This window comes from Chryseobacterium sp. Leaf201, assembly GCF_001421435.1.
GTDB lineage: Bacteria > Bacteroidota > Bacteroidia > Flavobacteriales > Weeksellaceae > Chryseobacterium.
Genome location: NZ_LMKA01000054.1, coordinates 14978 through 33709 on the forward strand (window position 1 = coordinate 14978; position 18732 = coordinate 33709).

23 protein-coding genes are annotated in these 18732 nt (G+C 38.1%); 3 read left to right on the plus strand and 20 right to left on the minus strand.

The genetic code is table 11. The features are described 5' to 3' along the window. Positions 1-25: 25 nt before the first annotated feature. Complete coding sequence (locus ASE55_RS05045) at positions 26-790, minus strand: enoyl-CoA hydratase/isomerase family protein (RefSeq protein WP_056216264.1); 765 nt, start codon at positions 788-790, stop codon at positions 26-28. Positions 791-1339: 549 nt separating this feature from the next. Between ASE55_RS05045 and ASE55_RS05050 the strand changes: the two genes are divergently transcribed. The 3 genes from ASE55_RS05050 to ASE55_RS05060 are packed head-to-tail and all read left to right on the plus strand — an operon-like array spanning position 1340 to position 3310. Next, positions 1340-1870, plus strand: a complete 531-nt coding sequence (locus ASE55_RS05050; protein WP_056216266.1) for a phage tail protein — start codon at positions 1340-1342, stop codon at positions 1868-1870. Positions 1871-1907: 37 nt separating this feature from the next. Next, complete coding sequence (locus ASE55_RS05055) at positions 1908-2453, plus strand: phage tail protein (protein WP_056216268.1); 546 nt, start codon at positions 1908-1910, stop codon at positions 2451-2453. A gap of 29 nt (positions 2454-2482) precedes the next feature. Further along, positions 2483-3310, plus strand: coding sequence for a T9SS type A sorting domain-containing protein (locus tag ASE55_RS05060; protein WP_056216270.1), 828 nt, complete (start codon positions 2483-2485; stop codon positions 3308-3310). 153 nt (positions 3311-3463) lie between these two features. On the opposite strand, the gene ASE55_RS05065 is transcribed toward ASE55_RS05060, so the two are convergent. The 19 genes from ASE55_RS05065 to paaA all read right to left on the minus strand — a co-directional run bounded on the left by ASE55_RS05065 (position 3464) and on the right by paaA (position 18727). Next, complete coding sequence (locus ASE55_RS05065) at positions 3464-3874, minus strand: helix-turn-helix domain-containing protein (protein WP_056216272.1); 411 nt, start codon at positions 3872-3874, stop codon at positions 3464-3466. 181 nt (positions 3875-4055) lie between these two features. Further along, on the minus strand, positions 4056-4751 hold the full coding sequence (locus tag ASE55_RS05070; RefSeq protein ID WP_056216274.1) for an SMUG2 DNA glycosylase family protein: 696 nt from the start codon (positions 4749-4751) through the stop codon (positions 4056-4058). A gap of 3 nt (positions 4752-4754) precedes the next feature. After that, positions 4755-5528: a DUF4241 domain-containing protein gene (locus ASE55_RS05075; RefSeq protein WP_185116277.1), complete on the minus strand. Its 774-nt coding sequence runs from the start codon at positions 5526-5528 to the stop codon at positions 4755-4757. 48 nt (positions 5529-5576) lie between these two features. After that, complete coding sequence (locus tag ASE55_RS05080; RefSeq protein ID WP_056216278.1) at positions 5577-6113, minus strand: SMI1/KNR4 family protein; 537 nt, start codon at positions 6111-6113, stop codon at positions 5577-5579. A 66-nt stretch (positions 6114-6179) separates the two neighbouring features. After that, positions 6180-8675 carry a phenylacetic acid degradation bifunctional protein PaaZ gene (paaZ, locus tag ASE55_RS05085; protein ID WP_056216280.1) on the minus strand — a complete coding sequence of 832 codons (2496 nt, stop codon included), beginning with the start codon at positions 8673-8675 and terminating at the stop codon, positions 6180-6182. Positions 8676-8713: 38 nt separating this feature from the next. Next, positions 8714-8974 (minus strand): hypothetical protein, encoded by a 261-nt coding sequence (locus ASE55_RS05090; protein WP_056216282.1) that lies wholly within the window; start codon positions 8972-8974, stop codon positions 8714-8716. Positions 8975-8981: 7 nt separating this feature from the next. Beyond that, positions 8982-9809, minus strand: a complete 828-nt coding sequence (locus tag ASE55_RS05095; protein ID WP_056216284.1) for an alpha/beta hydrolase — start codon at positions 9807-9809, stop codon at positions 8982-8984. Between the two features lie 113 nt (positions 9810-9922). After that, complete coding sequence (locus ASE55_RS05100; protein WP_056216286.1) at positions 9923-10501, minus strand: transposase; 579 nt, start codon at positions 10499-10501, stop codon at positions 9923-9925. 75 nt (positions 10502-10576) lie between these two features. Next, on the minus strand, positions 10577-11170 hold the full coding sequence (locus ASE55_RS05105) for a transferase hexapeptide repeat family protein (RefSeq protein ID WP_056216289.1): 594 nt from the start codon (positions 11168-11170) through the stop codon (positions 10577-10579). Between the two features lie 96 nt (positions 11171-11266). After that, positions 11267-12475 (minus strand): 3-oxoadipyl-CoA thiolase, encoded by a 1209-nt coding sequence (gene pcaF, locus ASE55_RS05110; protein WP_056216291.1) that lies wholly within the window; start codon positions 12473-12475, stop codon positions 11267-11269. 77 nt (positions 12476-12552) lie between these two features. Then, the gene (locus tag ASE55_RS05115; protein WP_056216293.1) at positions 12553-12903 is read right to left on the minus strand and encodes a four helix bundle protein; all 351 of its coding nucleotides are present in this window, start codon (positions 12901-12903) and stop codon (positions 12553-12555) included. Between the two features lie 48 nt (positions 12904-12951). Then, positions 12952-13365, minus strand: coding sequence for a PaaI family thioesterase (locus ASE55_RS05120; protein ID WP_056216295.1), 414 nt, complete (start codon positions 13363-13365; stop codon positions 12952-12954). Positions 13366-13443: 78 nt separating this feature from the next. Next, positions 13444-13764, minus strand: a complete 321-nt coding sequence (locus ASE55_RS05125; RefSeq protein ID WP_056216297.1) for a hypothetical protein — start codon at positions 13762-13764, stop codon at positions 13444-13446. Between the two features lie 101 nt (positions 13765-13865). Then, positions 13866-14996 carry a 3-hydroxyacyl-CoA dehydrogenase NAD-binding domain-containing protein gene (locus ASE55_RS05130; RefSeq protein ID WP_056216299.1) on the minus strand — a complete coding sequence of 377 codons (1131 nt, stop codon included), beginning with the start codon at positions 14994-14996 and terminating at the stop codon, positions 13866-13868. Between the two features lie 111 nt (positions 14997-15107). After that, positions 15108-15908, minus strand: coding sequence for an enoyl-CoA hydratase/isomerase family protein (locus ASE55_RS05135; RefSeq protein WP_056216301.1), 801 nt, complete (start codon positions 15906-15908; stop codon positions 15108-15110). A 94-nt stretch (positions 15909-16002) separates the two neighbouring features. Beyond that, complete coding sequence (paaD, locus tag ASE55_RS05140) at positions 16003-16467, minus strand: 1,2-phenylacetyl-CoA epoxidase subunit PaaD (RefSeq protein ID WP_056216302.1); 465 nt, start codon at positions 16465-16467, stop codon at positions 16003-16005. Positions 16468-16563: 96 nt separating this feature from the next. Beyond that, positions 16564-17313, minus strand: coding sequence for a 1,2-phenylacetyl-CoA epoxidase subunit PaaC (gene paaC / locus ASE55_RS05145; protein WP_056216304.1), 750 nt, complete (start codon positions 17311-17313; stop codon positions 16564-16566). A gap of 72 nt (positions 17314-17385) precedes the next feature. Beyond that, a complete protein-coding gene (paaB, locus tag ASE55_RS05150) occupies positions 17386-17667 on the minus strand; it encodes a 1,2-phenylacetyl-CoA epoxidase subunit PaaB (protein WP_034695796.1) in 282 nt (93 codons plus the stop codon). 124 nt (positions 17668-17791) lie between these two features. Continuing rightward, positions 17792-18727, minus strand: coding sequence for a 1,2-phenylacetyl-CoA epoxidase subunit PaaA (gene paaA, locus ASE55_RS05155; RefSeq protein ID WP_056216306.1), 936 nt, complete (start codon positions 18725-18727; stop codon positions 17792-17794). Positions 18728-18732 lie beyond the last annotated feature (5 nt).

The window sequence follows — 18732 nt, forward strand, 5'->3', positions numbered from 1 at the left end:
TTCGTTATTCATTAAGAATATAGTATTATTTTGCTCTCAGTCTTTCTTTAATAGAGGCAATATTTTTCTTGGCAGAGTCTTCAAGAATCAGGCTTGCGCTCATGTAAATTCTTGCCGGCATCAGTTCATTGAAATGTTCTGTTCCTTCCCACGAAACTTTTTTAATTAAAGCCAAAGCCTCACTGCTCCTTGAAGCCAAAGTCTCTAAAAATTTCTCCAGCTTTGCATCCATTTCTGCAATATTCTCCGAAACTGAATGATATACATTGTGTTGCTCTGCCCATGCTGCCGATCTGAAATCTGCATCAATTGCCATAGCCGAAAACTGGGATTTTCCGATTTTCCGTTCTACATACGGCCCGATTACAAACGGCCCGATCCCCAGATTGATTTCCGTTAATGCCAGTGCAGCATCTTGGGTGGCAAAACAGTAATCTGCCCCGCAGGCAATCCCGACCCCGCCACCGGTAGTCCGGCCCTGAACCCTTACCACCACAATCTTACCGCAGTTTCTCATGGCATTGAGCACTTTTGCAAAACCACCGAAAAACTGTTTTGATTTTTCCAGCTCTTCAATTTCCAGAAGCTCATCAAAACTTGCCCCGGCACAGAAAGCTTTCTCACCTTCACTTTTTATAAGGATTGCTTTTACTTCCTCTTTTGTGCCTTCCTCCATGATGGTCTGTGCCAGCTTTTCAAGAACGGCTCCGGGAAGCGCATTGCTTTTAGGTGTTCCGAAGGTAATTTCGGCAATATGATTTCTAAGTTCTGATGTTACGGATCCGTTCATTCTATTATAATTGATTGTTGCAAAAATAGTAAATAGTAGTTGTATGCACGGAATAACTTTAAAAATTAAAATTTATCTTATCTGTAAACATCCAGACATTCATTATTCGCTTTTCCTCATCTGTTTGTCGTATTCCAATTCCGCTCTCTTCATAAAAAATTATGAAATATTCTTATCAAATAAAGCTGTTTAAAAAAGCTGTCTACTGTAATCAAACCCGCCATGCAAAAGAATTTATAAAATATTAACTTTTCAATAAAACACACTACTTTTCATATTTCAATATTCAATAAAAACATATAATTATCAATAATTCAAATATAACATGAAATTAATGTTAATTAATATACACAATAATGTGATTTATTAATACCTTTACAGCCTATCCGTAGAAATACGTAATCTGTAATTTGGTATTTTCTACGCTATAGCAGGACGGTTGATTGTTGTTACTTTGGCTTGTCAATAAGACATCAATATACATATTACGGCGGTATCCGAAAAGCCGGTAAGAGAGTAGGAACATTTAAAACTGAAAAATATATTATTATGGACGATGAATTAATGGGAGTCATTAAGACTTTCGCGGGAAATTTCGCACCAAGAGGTTACATGTTATGTAACGGAGCTTTATTAAGTATTGCACAATATTCAGCTCTTTATTCAATTTTAGGAACTACGTACGGAGGTGACGGACAGACAACATTTGCCTTACCGAACCTGAACGGGCGCTCTCCTATCGGTGCAGGAAATCCTTATGTTCTAGGACAAGTGGGAGGAACTACACAAAATACAATAATGGTTCAAAACCTGCCAAGTTTCAGCAGCCAACTGAAAGTTTCGAATTCTAATGCTAATACAGCAACACCTGCAGCATCTGCTTCAATTGCTATTACAGGAACACAGGAAGGAAGAGATTTTACGGCAGTACCAAGTTTTACAGATGCTGCACCAGATACAGTTCTTAATCCGCAATCTGTATTGTTTATAGGCCAGAATATCCCTGTCAACAATATGTCTCCTTACCTTGGATTAACCTATATCATCTGTGTAGAAGGCATTTATCCTTCAAGACCATAATTATAACAAATATTGCTAATCATCAAATACAACAATCATGGACGATGAACTATTAGGAACCATTAAAATATTTGCCGGTAACTTTGCACCGAAAGGATATATGCTCTGCAACGGCATCTTATTAAGCATTAATCAGTACACAGCCCTTTTTGCGATCTTAGGAACTACATATGGAGGGGACGGTGTTACAAATTTTGCTTTGCCTAATCTTAACGGGCGTGCTCCGTTCGGTACAGGAAATTCTACAACCGGAAAAAATATTAATTTGGGCGAGGCGGCAGGAAGTACACAAACTACGATTCTGAGCAGTAATCTGCCCTCAGTGATAAGCCAGCTGAAAGTTTCAAACACTAATGCAAATACAGCCACGCCATCTTCTGCTTCATCCATTGCCATTACAGGAACACAGGCCGGAAGAGATTTCACAGCTGTTCCAAGCTTTACAGATGCTGTTCCGGATACTGTAATCAATACGGCTTCAGTAACCTTTACAGGTGCGAATTTACCTATTGATAATATGCCTCCTTATCTAGGAATAAATTATATTATCTGTGTACAGGGAATCTTTCCTTCACGACCATAAATCAGTTTAAACCTAAACTTAAATTCAATATGAAAAATACTATACTTTATGCTATCTGCAGCCTCTTTATATCCCTGTCTTCATTCGGACAAACCAGTACGGAGACTTTTGAAACTGAAACTCATGGAAGTGCAAGCTTTACAGATAATGGAGTCATCTTTAATATTCTGTCTAATGTGAATATCTATGATATCCAGGCAAATTACCCAAACTCCGGATGGGGCGGTACAACTGCAGACAACAGATATATTGACAATTCCGGCACATTAAACCAGTCTCAGGGTACATCGTTCAGTATTAGGACGACTTCTAACTTATTTAAAGTAAACAGATTCTGGATATATGCCTCTGCTGCCAATCTTAATTTAACTGTGACCGGAACATTGACTATTACAGGAAAATTAAATGGAGTAACAAAATTTACCCAAACCAAAACTGCAGGTTTTAACACTTCAGCCACAGTTACAAAAGGATTTACCCTTATTGACATGACTAATCTTAATGGAAATAATTACAGTAATATTGTCCTGGACCAAATACAGATTACAGCGGGTGGAGGTTATCAATACCTTGCCTTAGACGCCTTTACCTGGGTAAAAGATACAGGAATCGTATTATCTGCCAATGATGTACAAGCTTCTAAAAAAGAACTGAGTATTTATCCTAACCCTACAAGCGGTCCCCTTACCATTAAAGCAGTGGAAAATACAAAGTTTGATGTATACAGCCAGTCCGGACAGTTGGTGAAAACCATTGAGGCCAGGAAAGGTGTAAACCAGGCAGATATTTCAGAACTTCCTAAAGGAGTGTATATCGTAAAATCCCCTTCGGAATCTCAGTCGATCATAAAAAAATAATATATCAATTATCGCCAGGGTAACAACTAATAACCATAATTTTTTTGATATAATAAAACGATCGCGAAGGATTCTAAATACATAAATGTGATACAAATTCCCCTGAAAATAATTTCAGGGGAATTTTCTATCTTGTCCATTTTAGAAGATACTTTACCTGGATTTAATCAGGTCTTCCAGCCTTGACATCATATCGTCTTTTTCTTTCAGCATCCTTTCATAAAGGGCTATTTTTTCGTCATGAAGCATAATCAGCTTATCAATAGGATGTAAATTAATGGTTCCGTAATTAAAAGAATTACTAAAAGCATGTTCTGCGAAAGTATTGGAAATAATATTAACAGCCTGTTCTTCATCAAAGTTTTTAAACGCCTCTACAGGGATTTTCAAAACTTCAGATATTTTCTGAAGCAGCTGATCCTCAACAACTTCCTTCTGTTCGAGTATTGATATTTTCTTCTGGTTCCAGTCTTCACCCAGGTCAAAAGCCAGCGCATCCTGCTTGATGCCCAACATTTCCCTGAACCTTTTGATGTTTCTGCCCTGATGTATTTTCTGTTCCATTTGTGGTTTTAAGTTTTGATTTTGAAAAACTGAAAAGTAAAGATAAATAAATATGGTAAAAGGTAAAAATTTAAGACAGAATAAAATATCCCTGTAATACCGATGAGTAATAAAGTAATCCGTCTCTGTACAATATGATTGAGCCCAACGGAAATACCAGCTCTATACAATCAAAAAAGATTTATCCGGAATATTGTTTCAATGCCAGGATATATTTATCGATGTAGAGTTGTTTTTCTTTCGATTTGTACTGCTGGATATATCTCGGATGTTCCAGAACCGTCATTTTTTCAAAAAGAAGGGCTTCCTGATTGAGTTTTGAAATAAAACCGGCATTCTTTTTTCCTAAGATAAATACTTCTGAAGTATCAAGATCTAAGCTGATATGCTTTTTTAAAGCATCAATCATAAAATCTTTTACTTCATTGAAAAGTTCTTTATCATCGTAATAATTAGCGTTGATCCAGCTTCCTTTCGACTTTCTTACAATGGCCAGAGGAAAAGGTGAATTGATGTAAATGTCTTTATAAAATTCATCGGCTCCTCCATATTCAGCGATCATATCATAAACGAAAACAGACGAAATTTCGTGGGTATGAGCAGACTTCATTTTTATTCCACAGATGTTTTCCAGCCGTTTGGTATCGGTGAAGGGAACTCCGGTAACGCCTGCTCCGTGACGGCTCGGGTTAATTCCGACAATAAATTTTCTCCGGTTGAAATCATTATAATATTTCTGATAAAACTTTTGCATGACTTCCATGGTTTCAGGATTGCCGAGATAAGGATTTAAAACCTGAAAATCATCCGGCAGTTTCCCGTCGTATTTTAGATTCCGGTTAAACTCAACAACTTTATCGGCAAAAGTTTTATTCATGTTTTAATCTTTAAGAAAAACAAAATTTTCAGGTTCATCATCGTCTTCATAATCTTCGTCGTCGCCATCTTCGCTTAAAGCCAGTTCAATATCAATAAACTGAATGTACAGTCCGCAGACCTCATCATTTGCATCATATCCAAAATAAACAGGATAAGAGCCGTCACCAAAACCGCTGGCAAACATCGGGATCTGATAATCGGTGTTCGGAACCGTCCAGTTGATCCAGTCACCCGCATCCCGCTGGTTGTTGGGATGATCTTTGTAGCTTTGCGCAAAAAGTCCGGCAAAATAATCATCATACATATTGTCGACATCCAGTTCAGCTTCAAATTTATCCACATACGGAAGCACTTCCGCATCAGCAATACAGCCTAAACCGGCATCCACTCCGAAACCAAAAAAATCGTCTTCGTCTACACCTTCCAAATCTTCAATTCCAACCAGGGCTTCGCGGTAAACAACAGGCTTTTCTTTGGTAAACTCTACTTTTACCACCGCATATCGGTCGCCCCAGTCTTCGGATTTCACAACAGCAATCGTTACGGGGAAATTCCCTTTCGGAGCTTCGATAAAATAAGGGGATTGATTGGCATTCAGAGCAACCAGCGGATCTCTCACCACCACCTTTCCGGAAGGAAGGGAAACATTCCCGATTTCCATGGTTTCCAGTTGTTGTCCGGCAATTTCATTGGACGTAAAATAAGTTTCCAAATCGGTCGGGCAAACCAATATATCTTTTACTTCCTCGTACTTCTGCATCCAGTTCTCGTTCATTTTTAATATTTTAAATTGGGTTAATTAATTATTAAAAGTACAGTTTATTTATTCTGCATCAAATTCTTCTTCGTCTTTCAAGCCTTTAATAAAGCTTTCAAAATCCTTTGCCAGAAAAATCTTCCTGTAATCACCTTCCTGATCGACATGAACCACTTCCGGCTCGCCGTCTTTTCCGCATTTTGAATAATCAAGAAGAATCATATCATGACCGGCAGACGGACAGTCGGCAATATAGACTCCATCGGCAGGATATCCCCACTCCTCAATCATAAATAGGCTCCCGAGTTCGCCACATACGGAATAGGTTTTTTCCCGCCCGATTCCCATAATCCCGGTGATTGCTATATGATCGTCTGCCCAGGAATTGTATTCAGTAGTCGGGAAACATGATCTATCAACCAGCCCTCCGTTTTGGATTCTCATTAATTCAATATAGGATGCGGGAAGTTTATAGCCCAGCTCCTGTTCAACAGAAGCAATCATTTCATCATCCGGAAATCCTTCGATATAATCTCTTTCCGAATAACTGCTTTCATTCCAGAAACCGTTAAAGTCAAAATCTTTGAAAAATTGTAGTTCCATATTATTTGTTCATTAAAAAAGGAAGCCTTATCAAAAGCTTCCTCAAATATCATTATTTATTTTGAATTAAATCAATCCAAACTGTTCAAAATGATGGGTAAAATGTTTTTTATGGATCAGTTCCCACATTTCTTTGTTTAATTTTCCGAAAACGAAATTCATGTGTTCCGCCTGTGGATTTTCTTTGTAATAAATGGAGAATCTCTTCAGGTTACCCATGAAAGACTGTTTTGCCGCTTCAAGATTTTTATGTCTTAAGTCCAATAACTTTTCATCTTCTGCCAGAAAAGGTGCCGGGAAATCTTTCGGCATTTTTCTGTGATTGTACAGAGAATCCTGCCATTTTTCCAGCTGTTCTTCCGGAGTAAAACATTTGTCCGCTTCCGGTTCGCCTAAACTTACCAGAACGGTAAAATCCAGATGCTCAATCATCTGCTGAGGTGACATTCTGCCCCAGTTTGGCTGCGTGTTTTCGGTTAAACCATTTAATGCTTTCTGAATATTTTTCAGGTTCAGATCAATAAAAGGAGATTTTTTCGCCACCAGCGTTAAGATAGTTGCTACACATACGGTCTCATCTCTCTGATTTACTACCTCAACCAGCCATTTAACTACTCCGGAAGGAATGTTTCTGCCTTTTACACCGCGGTTGATTTTTTCTTTTGCCGTTAAATAAACCGTCATTGTATCGCCCGCATATACAGGCTTGAAGAACGAACAGTTTTCCAGACCATAATTGGCGATAACAGGTCCTTTTTTACCTGAAACGAATAATCCGGCCGCTGCAGAAAGAATGAAATATCCGTGAGCCACGGTTTTATCAAAAATAGTTCCCGTTAAACTTGTTGCATCGGTGTGTGCGTAGAAATGATCCCACGAAACATTTGAGAAATTAACGATATCTGCATCTGTAACGGTTCTTCCCGCTGTTTCTAAAGAATCTCCAACTTCAACATCTTCAAAATATTTTTGGAAAGGATGTTTATCTGCATATTTTTTCTCTGCACCTTGCTGATATACTTTAGTAATCGCCGTTAAAATATCCGGCGACCCTTGAATGGCTGTTTTTTGAAGGAAGAAATGAAGTCCGTTCAAACCGCCCATTTCCTCACCGCCTCCCGCTCTACCGGGACCGCCGTGCATCAAAGTCGGAAGCGGCGAACCGTGACCTGTACTTTCTTTCGCATTGTCTCTGTTCAGTACGAAAATCCTCCCATGCTGAGAAGCCATTTTCCATGAAGTTTCTGCTACGAATTTTTCATCATAAGAGATAATGGAACCTACCAGACTTCCTTTTCCTCTTTTTGCCAACGCTGCCGCTTCTTCCGCATCTTTGTAAGGCATTAATGTAGAAACCGGACCGAACGCTTCGACATCGTGAGAGATATTCTTTTCGAAAGGCCTGTCATTTAAGAATAATTTCGGAGACATAAATGCACCATTTTCATAATCTGCATCTACCAATTCGTGTTTTCCGTCGTAGATCAGTTCTGTTTCAGCTTTCAGAAGGTTTACTTTTCTCAACACTTGGTCATACTGCTGCTTTCCGACCAAAGAACCCATTCTGGTCTCCCTGCTTAACGGATTTCCGATTTTTGTCTGATCCAAAGCTTTAGACAAAGCATTCTGAACATCACCAATTAAGTTTTCAGGAACAATAATTCTCCTGATTGCCGTACATTTCTGTCCGGCCTTTGTGGTCATTTCCGTACGGACTTCTTTGATGAACAGATCAAATTCCGGAGTTCCGGGTTTTGCATCCAATCCGAGAATTGAGCAGTTTAATGAATCTGCTTCCATATTGAAACGGACAGAATTTCCTGAAACAGAAGGCAAAGATTTTAATTTTTTGCCCGTTGTTGCAGAACCTGTGAACAATACAGAATCGCCATCCTGAACATAGTCCAGAATATTTCCCGGTTCACCACAAACCAATTGAAGTGCACCTTCAGGAAGAACACCACTTTCAATCATGTCCTGGAAAACCGCATTCGTTAAATACGAACCGTAAGGCGAAGGTTTCACAATACTTGGGACACCTGCCAATAATGAAGTTGATAGTTTTTCCAGCATTCCCCAAACCGGAAAATTATAGGCATTGATCTGCACAGAAACACCTTCACTCGGCGTTAAAATATGAGTTCCCAGGAAAGTTCCATTGGCAGAAATTTTCTGAGTATCGCCATCTACCCAAAACGGAGTATTTGGAAGCATCCTTTTTGCAAGCCCTGAATAGGTGAAGAACGTACCGAAACCTCCTTCAATATCTACCCATGAATCTGCGTGAGTCGCCCCGGTTTTATATGATAATTCGTAATATTTTTTCTTTCTTTCTAACAGGTAAAGCGCTACTTTTTTCAACATTTCTCCACGATCGTAGAACGTCATAGATGAAAGGTTTTTGTAACCGACTGTTCTTCCGTAATCCAGAGCCTGCTCAAAATTCAGCCCTTCTGTATCCGAAACAGCAACCTGCTCTCCAGTCACGGCATTGTACAAAGGAATTCCGTTCCCGGTGCCTTCTACCCATTCGCCATGAATATAGTTTTTTAGTTTGTTCATATTGTTTTTTACTTTTTCAATTTAAATATTTCCAATAATTATTTTAAAGCCTTTCTGATTCCATAATAGATTAAAAACAGGACAATTGCGGCATCCAGAATCAAGACACTGTTAACAATGGCATCATAAAGCTGTCGTTTTGATTCAAGTTTTTCAATTTTATCCTGACCTGCAAATTCCAATAAATAGGCTGTTTCCAAAGACTCAACATAGAAAAAAAAGCCTAAAACATTGAATTTAAAACCCAAAACCAATATAATAAACCCATATTTTTTAAGAAAATTTTCCAGTTTAATCATGATTGTTTTATTTAGGCTCCTGATAAGGAAACAATTTCACCAGACCTTCATACAGGCTTCTGTGAAGAATAGTCGCATGATTATCCGTTTCCATCATTTTATATTCTACTGTCCAGTTTTTTTTGTTTGATTTTTTAAGAATATCAAATAAGTCTTCTGCATCTTTTACCATTACTTTATGCTCGCCTTTCCCTACAGAAACATAAACAAATTTCTTTTTATCCGCTGATTTAGAAAGCAGCTGCGTGGACTGTTTTAAAAGGCTTTCATCATCCCACCATAAACTGGGGCTGATGATGAAATAATTATCGAACATTTCAGGTTTTTTCAATAAAATTTCTGTCGCCAGAAGTCCGCCGAGCGATTGCCCAAACAGATATGTATCGGTTGTTTTAAACTGACTTTCAATGTAAGGCTTTAGTTCTTTTTCCAAAAAATTAATGAATTTAGCCGAATGCCCTGTTGTAGGATAATCTTTCTGCAGATCTTTTAAATCCGTATGAAAAGTGAAGTCTTTCTTTCTGTCAATGTTGGCAATTCCCACCACAATTGTTTCCGGCATTGCATACATTTGATTGAAGAACTGCAACAGGCCTACGACATGAATAAAATCTTCATTCATGCTTCCATCCAGAAGATAGATCACCGGATGAGCTTTTGTTTTATCGAAATTTTGCGGAAGATAGATGTTTAACGTTCTTTCTTCGTTTAGAACCTTAGATTTCAAGGTTCTTATTTCTCCGATTGTCAAAGGTTTTACATTTCCATTCTGGGCAAAAACCATAGTTTGGAATGCAAACAGGAGACTGCAGAAAATGAGAATTTTTTTAATCATTTTTATTTATTGGTTTAAATTCTTTCCTTCGTCAATTCTTAGACTAATCTTATTAAGTACTTCATTGAAACCTAACGGGTTTTAAAAACCCGTTAGGTTTGATTTATCAACAATTATTCGAAATTCAAAAAATCATATTCAATATCAGATTGGTGATAATTTTTAAAAACATCTAACGAATCAAAATATTGCATGATTTCCGTTCTGTTCAATTTACTTTCTTTTTCAGGATGTAGATATGAATTATATGAAGAAAACTCCCAATGATCAGCTTTATTTACAAATCCATGATTAACCGGATTATTGTGGATATAATGCAAAACTTTCAGTAAATATTTCTCATCTGTTATTTTCTTCCGCTTTACTGCATTAAGAAAAAGTGCACCCTTACGGTTGTATTTTTTATTAAATGCTTTTGCATAAGAATTTAGGAAATTTCCAAAATTTTTCATTAAAGCCTGATGCTCGTCTTCAGCATTTACATCTTCAATATTTTTAAATCTTAATAATAAATGAAAATGATTCGGCAGCAGGCAATACGCATAAATATCCGCAATCTGAATAATATATTTATCTAACTGCTTCAGAAAAAATTGATAATTTGTCTGTTCACGGAAAATTAGTTCTTTCCCATTTACATGAGAAAAAATGTGATAAACAGATTCAAACTCAAAACTTTCTGTATTGATCATTTTGCTTTAATAAAACCTAACGGGTTTTAGAAACCCGTTAGGTTTGGGTATATTCAATTAATTTGCTTACTAAAATCACTTCACATCATCCCAAATGCCGTAATCAACCACTTTTGTAGGAATCTGCTGAACATATTCAGTAAACGGTTCGCAAGGCAGAATGGCCTCTTTTCCTTCTCTTGCCAGTTCCTGGTAGAGTTTTGTACCTTCCGTTTTCCATTTGATCATTTCATCGGAAACATCACGGATGATTTTTGCCGGACTTCCGACAATCAGTTTTCTTGCATCACATTTGAAATTTGCAGGAACAAAAGCCAGTGCACCAATGATACATTCGTCACCAATTACAGCTTTATCCATTACAACCGCGTTCATTCCAACCAGACAGTTTCTTCCGATATGTCCGGAATGAATAATCGCACCATGACCGATGTGCGCAGATTCTTCTAAAATGGTTTCGATGCCCGGGAAAACGTGGAGTGTACAGTTTTCCTGCACATTTGCCCCGTCTTTGATGATAATTTTGCCCCAATCGCCGCGGATCACTGCGTTCGGACCGATATAAACCTCTTCGCCGATTTCTACGTTACCAATAATCACTGCTTGCGGATGAACGTAAGCAGAGGGTTTGATGATGGGACGAATGCCATGATATGAGTAAATATTCATAATTTTAATTTGAAAATTTGATAATGAGCTAATTTGGAAATTAAAACGTCTTAAAAAACATTTTCAAATTCTCAAATTAGCTCATTTTCAAATTAATTATACTTTTTCAATCACCATTGCATAACCCTGTCCGACACCGATACAAAGGGTACACAATGCGTATTTTTTATCCTGTTTCTGAAGTTCTAAAGCAGCAGAACCGATGATTCTCGCCCCGGAAACTCCAAGAGGGTGACCAATGGCGATGGCTCCTCCGTTTGGATTTACCCTTGAATCGTCATCCTGCAGACCTAAGCTTCTGGTTACAGCCAAAGACTGCGCGGCAAAAGCTTCGTTCAGTTCAATAACATCCATATCGTCTAACGAAAGATTAAGTCTTTTCAAAAGTTTCTGAGTCGCTTCAACCGGTCCGATTCCCATAATTCTCGGTTCAACGCCGGCAACAGAAGATCCTAAAATCCTTGCTTTTGGTTTTAATCCGTATTTTTTTACCGCTTCTTCACTTGCCAGAATTAAAGCAGCGGCTCCGTCATTCATGCCTGAAGCATTTCCGGCCGTTACCGTTCCCCCTTCTTTTCTGAAAGAAGGACGAAGTTTCCCTAATCCTTCCATTGAAGAAGTCGGTTTGATGAATTCATCTTTATCAAAAACTTTCGGTTCTCCTTTTTTCTGTGGAATTTCAACTTTTATAATTTCTTCCGCCAGTCTTCCGCTTTCCTGAGCCTGGGCTGCTTTCTGCTGAGACCAAAGAGCAAATTTATCCTGGTCTTCACGGCTGATGCTGTGCATTTCCGCTAAGTTCTCAGCCGTGTCTCCCATGGCGTCAACGCCGTACATTTCTTTCATTTTGGGATTCACAAACCTCCAACCGAAAGTGGTGTCAAACATCTGGCTGTCTCTTCCGAAAGCAGCGCTCGGTTTTGACATTACATAAGGCGAACGCGTCATGTGCTCCACTCCACCTGCAATATAAATTTCGCCTTCTCCTGAAGCAATCGAACGGAAAGCATTGGCCACCGCCGACATTCCTGAAGCACATAATCTGTTTACGGTCTCCCCTCCGATTTTGTAGGGAAGTCCGGCCAGTAAAAGTCCCATTCTTGCTACATTTCTATTATCTTCTCCGGCCTGATTGGCGCATCCGAAAATAACGTCTTCAATTTCCTCAACCGGAACTTCAGGATTTCTTGCCACGATTTCTTTCAGCACAATGGCCGCCAAATCATCGGCTCTCACTTCTGACAGTCCTCCGCTTAGTTTTGAAATGGGAGTTCTGATATAATCTATGATGTATACGTTGTTCATAATAATTCAATTTAACAATCTAGTAGTGTAACAATGTAACAATCATTGGTAGACTGGTATATTGGTACATTGTTACACTAATTTTTTAAACTTGTACTTAATATTTTATAAATAATTTTTCCTAATTCTACAATCTGATGTTCTAGTTTTTCATCAAACGGATAATTTTTGGAATGCTTACATAGGTAAAGCCAATATTTAGTTTCTTCCAATTCTTTAGCTGAAATTTTTATCTTGTTGATAAAATCATTTTTACTGTGAGGGTTTTGTGCTTCAAATGCATTTGCTCCAATGCTTGTTCCGGAACGTAACAACTGTTTTGCAATAACAAACTTTCTTTTGTCTTCTAATAATTCGCAGAATTCAATTATATCTAAAGAAAATTGAACAGTTTTCGTTATCAAAGGATTATTCTCAAAATTAATCATGCCTTTAAAATTGTTACATTGTTAAACTTTTACATTGTTACATTGAGCCTAAAGCTCTGTTACTTTTTTTCCTATTTTATAAACTGTTCCGACGAATTTTGCAATCAGGTCGTTGTTTTGATTGGTAATTTTAATGTCGTAAACAGCGGTTTTCCGGGTGTTGTTTGCCAATACACTTTCTGCCCTGAAAATATCACCTTCTTTTCCGGCTTTGGTAAAATTGATGATACAGTTTAAGGCAACAGCCGCCTCGCCGGTATTGTTGGATGAGAATGCCAGCGCAGAATCTGCAAAAGCAAACGTGACGCCGCCATGGACTGTTTTTAATCCATTGATCATCTCTTTTTTGATGGGCATTTCCAGCAAACAATAATTTTCTTTAACTTCGATCATCCTGATATTCATCCATTGGGAAAAATAATCCTGATCAAACATATATTCTGCAACCTGTCTTGGATTCATTCTTTAATGTGTGTTGGTATTTTATATGTAGATATTTATTATTTTTAGATCATATATAATCGCGTTTTGCTATCAATATTAATCTTTACGAAACATGGCGATTTCTTCATATAATTCATCGGACAGTTTATCATAAATGTTCATGGTCTTGCCGAGAATTACCTGCTCATAGGAAAGGGTTCCTGCATCTGACAGATTTTCATTTGAATAAGGAGTATTTAAATCAATACCATTTTCACTGGCTAATCTCCTGATCAGCTGTTTATATTTTTCATTAAATTTCCCAAGCAACTCAAGCCTTTCCTGATCATCTTCTGTTAAGGAAAGCTCCTGAATGATGTACTCTTTTTCAATAAGAAGCCTTGTTTCCAATTCTGCTCTGAATCCGTCTATATCCATTTTTTAATGTAATAATTTAACAATGTAACAGTTTACCAATGAGATTTTTCACTTTGCTCAGAATGACAGTACGATTGCTACATTGTTAGATTGCTATATTGTTACATTTTTCTCAGTAACGGGCTTTGTCTGTATCTTTCCTCCTGATATTCTTCGTAAAGATTCTGCAGGGTTTCGGAAATTTTTGAAAAACCGATCTCTTTTCCCCATGCCAATAATCCTTTCGGGTAATTTACTCCTTTTTGCATTGCCAATTCCAGATCTTCATCATTTGCAATGCCTAATCTTTTTGCTTCAACGGCTTCATTAATCAGCATGGAAATGATTCTTAAATAGATCTGCCGATACAAAGCTTCGTCTTTTTCTGCAACCGGATTTTGGGCATTTTCTGAATAGTCATAAAAACCTTTTCCTGTTTTCCTGCCGTGAAGCTTGGCTTCAGACATTCTTTGCTGCAATAAAGACGGTTTGTATTTTGGGTCGTAGAAATAATCTTTGTAAACGGTTGTTGTTACGGAGAAATTTACATCGACACCAATTAAATCCATGAGCTCAAACGGCCCCATTTTAAAATTCCCTAAAGTTTTCATCGCATCATCAACCTGTTCTACAGTGGCGATATTTTCTTCAACAATTCTTAAACCTTCACCGTAATACGGACGGGCAATTCTGTTGACAATAAATCCAGGAATATCTTTAGCAATAACAGGCGTTTTACCCCAATCTTTCATAAGGGTATACATTTTTTCCGCTAAAGATTTTTCTGTAATTAAGGACGGAATAATTTCAACCAAAGGCATCAATGGTGCCGGATTGAAAAAGTGGATTCCGATGAAACGCTCCGGTTTTTCTAATTCCGCGCCGAGAGAGGTGATGGAAATGGATGAGGTATTGGAAGCAATGACACAGTTTTCTGAAACATGTTTCTCCAATTCTGTAAAAACTTTGGTCTTGATTTCCTTGTTTTCGATGATAGCTTCGATGATTAATTCGCAATCTTTGAAGTCTTTCAATTCTGTAGCGATGGAAATATTCGTTAAAATTTCAGTCATTTTTTCTGCTGAAATCTTCTGTTTATCAACCAATCTGGTCAATGTTTTTTCCAAACCTACGGTTGCCGTTTCTACCTGTTTTGCGTTGGCGTCATAGACCCAAACTCTGCATCCGTTCGTGGCGGCTACTTGTGCGATGCCAATCCCCATTGTCCCGGCACCGATAACTCCTATATTCATAATCTAACAGTGTATCAATGTAACAATGTAATAATTACGCCCTGTCATGCTAAGCTTGTCGAAGCATCTCAATTGGTAAACTGATACATTGGTACATTGTTATATTAATTTTTATTTCCCTTTATATTCAGGTTTTCTTTTTTGCAAAAAGGCTTGTACACCTTCTTTGAAATCCTCTGTTTCTGCTGCTTCCTGCTGAAGGTCGCCTTCCAGTTCCAACTGCTCTTTCAATGTATTGTTGTATGACTGAGCGAATGCTTTTTTGGTTAGTTTGATTGCGGCAGTTGGCATATTTGACATTTTTTCAAGAATTTCCATTGATTTTGGAGCGAATTCTTCTTCATTGAAAACTTCAGCTACCAAACCGTAAGATTTTGCTTCTTCAGCCGATAGTTTTTTTCCGGTGAATGCTAAATAATTTGCCAATTGTCTACCTAATAATTTCGGTAAGAAGTATGTTCCGCCCGTATCAGGAATCAAACCGATATTGGAGAATGCCTGAGCAAAATACGCCTTGTCAGCTGCGAGAACGAAATCAGAAATTAAAGCCAGCATCGCACCGGCTCCTACTGCCGGACCGTTTACCAATGCAACAACCGGTTTTCTGCAACGTGTAATTTCGGTTACCAAAGGATTATAATAATCTACTACAATCTTTCTGATGATATCGTCATCACGATGTTCATTTCCCTGAACGAAAGCATCATCCAGATTCTGCCCGGAACAGAATGCCCTTCCCCTTCCTGAAATGGCAACGCATCTTACGGTTTCGTCATTGCTGCATTCTTTAATAAAATCTTTCAGATCTGATAAAGACGGCTTGGTAAGCGCATTCATCGTATCCGGTTGATTCAGGTAAGCAATTTTCAGTTTCCCGTCAAAATGCGTTTCGATATCCAGTTGTGTGTACATAGTATTAATTTTTTAATTTGAAAATTAGTCAATTTGAAAATTCTGATTTCACTACTAATTTACTCATTTTCAAATTAGCACATTTTCAAAATTTTTAATGACATTTAAAATAATCAAAAGGCTCAAGACAGTCTAAACACTGGTAAGAAGCCTTACACAGTGTAGATCCGAATCTGCTGATCTGTTTTGAGTTCATAGAGCCGCACCGCGGACACTTTTTCGGTTTCCCGATGTGATGTTCGTCGGCTCCTTTTTCGGGAGGTGAAATTCCGTAGACGCGGAGTTTTTCCCTTGCTTCATCCGTCAGCCAGTCTGTTGTCCAGATCGGAAACATTTTGGTGACTACTTTAGCATGCCAGCCGTTTTCCTTCATGATCTTGATGATGTCTTCTTCAATGGTAAACATAGCGGGACAGGCAGAATACGTCGGCGTAATCGTTACTTCACAAGAATTCTCACTCGTAACTTTGGCTTTTCTTACAATGCCCAGTTCCACGATATTGATTACCGGAATTTCCGGATCGGGAACTAATTCTAATATTTCTAAAGGATTTTTCATTTATTAATTTGAGAATTAAAAAATTTGAAAATTTGAAAATTAAAAGCTGTCCACCATTTTCAAATTAACTCATTTTCAAATTAACTCATTGATTTTTTACCACGTACATCCCGGATAGGCTCTCTGCATATACTGCAGTTCACAAAGCATAAATCCGAAATATTCTGTGTGATAGCCTGTTCTTGATTTTGGCTGCATGAATGGATTTGCAGGATATTCCAAACCGAAATCCTGAAAATCCCGGGTGGTAACGGATACAAAATTTTCATACAGAGCCTCAACATCAGGAGCGACATTTAAAGCAATTAAATCATCTTCTCCCTCTACTTTTGCAAATAAACCTTTGGTGTATTCCCAGATATTATCAACGGCTTTTATCAAACGGCCCCTGCTTTCTTCTGTTCCCTGAGCAAAAATTTTCATCCATGAAGCAGCATGTGTGTAATGATACCTTACTTCTTTCAAGGATTTCTGAGCAATGGCAGAAAGTTCTTCATCCGCAGAATCTGACAATGCCTCGTACATCAGTTTCTGATAGACTGAGAAAACATATACTTTCAGGATGGTCTGTGCATAATCTTCGTTCGGAAGCTCTGTCCAGTGTGCGTTTACATATTCATGCTCATGTCTTAAGAAAGCCAGATCATCTTCGTTTTTGCCATTATCGGCAACTCTTGAAGCGTAAACATAAAAGTTATTGGCCTGTCCGAGTTCATCCAAAGCGATGTTTGTCAATGCAATATCTTCCTCTAAATAAGGGCCTTCACCGCACCACGCAGACAAACGCTGTCCCATGATGAAACTGTCGTCTGCTAGTTTTAATAAATAATTATATAATGGGTTCATTGTTTTATTTTTTGTAAAGTGTAAAATGTCGGATGTACAATGTACTTTTTACAGCTGACATTTTACAAAAGATTACATATTTTTCACATCGTTTGGAATCTCGTAGAACGTCGGGTGACGGTACAATTTATCATCAGCCGGATCAAAGAAAGCTTCTTTATCAATTCCTTCCGAAGTCACAATATATTTACTTGGAACTACCCAAACAGAAGTCCCTTCTTTTCTTCTTGTATACACGTCTCTTGCGTTCTGCAATGCCATTTCTGCTGTTGGCGCCTGTACAATGCCAACGTGTTTGTGGGACAATCCCGGTTTAGTCTGAATAAACACTTCCCACATATCTAAATTTGCCATAATTCAATTTGAAAATTTGAAAATTAGTTAATTTGAAAATTGATGATTCTGTATAATTGAAAATTTGATAATAAATAACACGGTCAAGGTCATTTTCAAATTTTCAAATTAGTACATTTTCAAATTATATTACTTTTTGTTGTTTCTCAGCGAAAGCTGCTGCTGCCTCTTTTACCCAGGAATTTTCTCTCTGCGCTTTTCTCTTGGTTTCAATACGTTTCTTATTGCAGGGCCCGTTTCCTTTTAAGATTTCCATGAATTCACCCCACGGAAGTTCTCCGAAATCGTAATGCTGTCTTTCTTCATTCCATTTTAAATCTTTATCAGGAATGGTTAATCCTAAGAATTCAGCCTGAGCAACGGTAACATCAACAAATCTCTGACGAAGGCTGTCGTTGCTTTCTCTTTTCACCCTGTAGTTCATTGAGATTTTAGAGTTTGGCGAACTGTCATCATTCGGGCCGAACATCATCAGGGCCGGCCACCAGAACTGATCTAAAGATCGCTGGGCCATTTCTTTCTGCTGTTTGGTTCCCCGGCAAAGCGCCATCAGAATTTCATATCCCTGCCTTTGGTGGAAAGATTCTTCTTTACAGATTTTCACCATCGCTCTGGAATAAGGACCGTAAGAATTCCCCATCAGCATCACCTGGTTCATAATCGCTGCACCATCAACCAGCCAGCCGATGGCACCGATATCTGCCCAGCTCAACGTTGGATAGTTGAAAATACTTGAATATTTCGCTTTTCCTGAAAGCATATCGTCATAAGTGGCATCTCTGTCCGCTCTGATCGTTCCGTTTCCTAATGTTTCCGTTGCTGAATACAGGTATAAACCATGGCCTGCTTCATCCTGAACTTTAGCCAGAAGTGCCATTTTTCTTCTTAATGAAGGTGCCCTGGAAATCCAGTTGGCTTCCGGCAGCATTCCGACAATCTCAGAATGGGCGTGCTGTGAAATCTGACGAACCAATAATTTCCTGTAATCATCGGGCATTAAATCTTTCGGTTCTACTTTATTTTCTTCGTGTACGTACTGTACGAATTTTTCTAAGTCCATAATTT

Coding starts and splice junctions, on each gene's coding strand:
- ASE55_RS05060 (WP_056216270.1), top strand. CDS start 2,483: ATGAAAAATACTATACTTTATGCTATCTGCAGCCTCTTTATATCCCTG.
- paaA (WP_056216306.1), bottom strand. CDS start 18,727: ATGGACTTAGAAAAATTCGTACAGTACGTACACGAAGAAAATAAAGTA.
- ASE55_RS05105 (WP_056216289.1), bottom strand. CDS start 11,170: ATGAATATTTACTCATATCATGGCATTCGTCCCATCATCAAACCCTCT.
- ASE55_RS05135 (WP_056216301.1), bottom strand. CDS start 15,908: ATGTACACACAACTGGATATCGAAACGCATTTTGACGGGAAACTGAAA.
- ASE55_RS05075 (WP_185116277.1), bottom strand. CDS start 5,528: ATGAACGAGAACTGGATGCAGAAGTACGAGGAAGTAAAAGATATATTG.
- paaB (WP_034695796.1), bottom strand. CDS start 17,667: ATGGCAAATTTAGATATGTGGGAAGTGTTTATTCAGACTAAACCGGGA.
- ASE55_RS05065 (WP_056216272.1), bottom strand. CDS start 3,874: ATGGAACAGAAAATACATCAGGGCAGAAACATCAAAAGGTTCAGGGAA.
- ASE55_RS05130 (WP_056216299.1), bottom strand. CDS start 14,996: ATGAATATAGGAGTTATCGGTGCCGGGACAATGGGGATTGGCATCGCA.
- paaC (WP_056216304.1), bottom strand. CDS start 17,313: ATGAACCCATTATATAATTATTTATTAAAACTAGCAGACGACAGTTTC.
- ASE55_RS05120 (WP_056216295.1), bottom strand. CDS start 13,365: ATGAATCCAAGACAGGTTGCAGAATATATGTTTGATCAGGATTATTTT.
- ASE55_RS05090 (WP_056216282.1), bottom strand. CDS start 8,974: ATGATTAAACTGGAAAATTTTCTTAAAAAATATGGGTTTATTATATTG.
- ASE55_RS05050 (WP_056216266.1), top strand. CDS start 1,340: ATGGACGATGAATTAATGGGAGTCATTAAGACTTTCGCGGGAAATTTC.
- ASE55_RS05080 (WP_056216278.1), bottom strand. CDS start 6,113: ATGGAACTACAATTTTTCAAAGATTTTGACTTTAACGGTTTCTGGAAT.
- ASE55_RS05115 (WP_056216293.1), bottom strand. CDS start 12,903: ATGATTAATTTTGAGAATAATCCTTTGATAACGAAAACTGTTCAATTT.
- ASE55_RS05095 (WP_056216284.1), bottom strand. CDS start 9,809: ATGATTAAAAAAATTCTCATTTTCTGCAGTCTCCTGTTTGCATTCCAA.
- ASE55_RS05100 (WP_056216286.1), bottom strand. CDS start 10,501: ATGATCAATACAGAAAGTTTTGAGTTTGAATCTGTTTATCACATTTTT.
- paaD (WP_056216302.1), bottom strand. CDS start 16,467: ATGAAAAATCCTTTAGAAATATTAGAATTAGTTCCCGATCCGGAAATT.
- ASE55_RS05055 (WP_056216268.1), top strand. CDS start 1,908: ATGGACGATGAACTATTAGGAACCATTAAAATATTTGCCGGTAACTTT.
- ASE55_RS05045 (WP_056216264.1), bottom strand. CDS start 790: ATGAACGGATCCGTAACATCAGAACTTAGAAATCATATTGCCGAAATT.
- pcaF (WP_056216291.1), bottom strand. CDS start 12,475: ATGAACAACGTATACATCATAGATTATATCAGAACTCCCATTTCAAAA.
- ASE55_RS05070 (WP_056216274.1), bottom strand. CDS start 4,751: ATGAATAAAACTTTTGCCGATAAAGTTGTTGAGTTTAACCGGAATCTA.
- paaZ (WP_056216280.1), bottom strand. CDS start 8,675: ATGAACAAACTAAAAAACTATATTCATGGCGAATGGGTAGAAGGCACC.
- ASE55_RS05125 (WP_056216297.1), bottom strand. CDS start 13,764: ATGGATATAGACGGATTCAGAGCAGAATTGGAAACAAGGCTTCTTATT.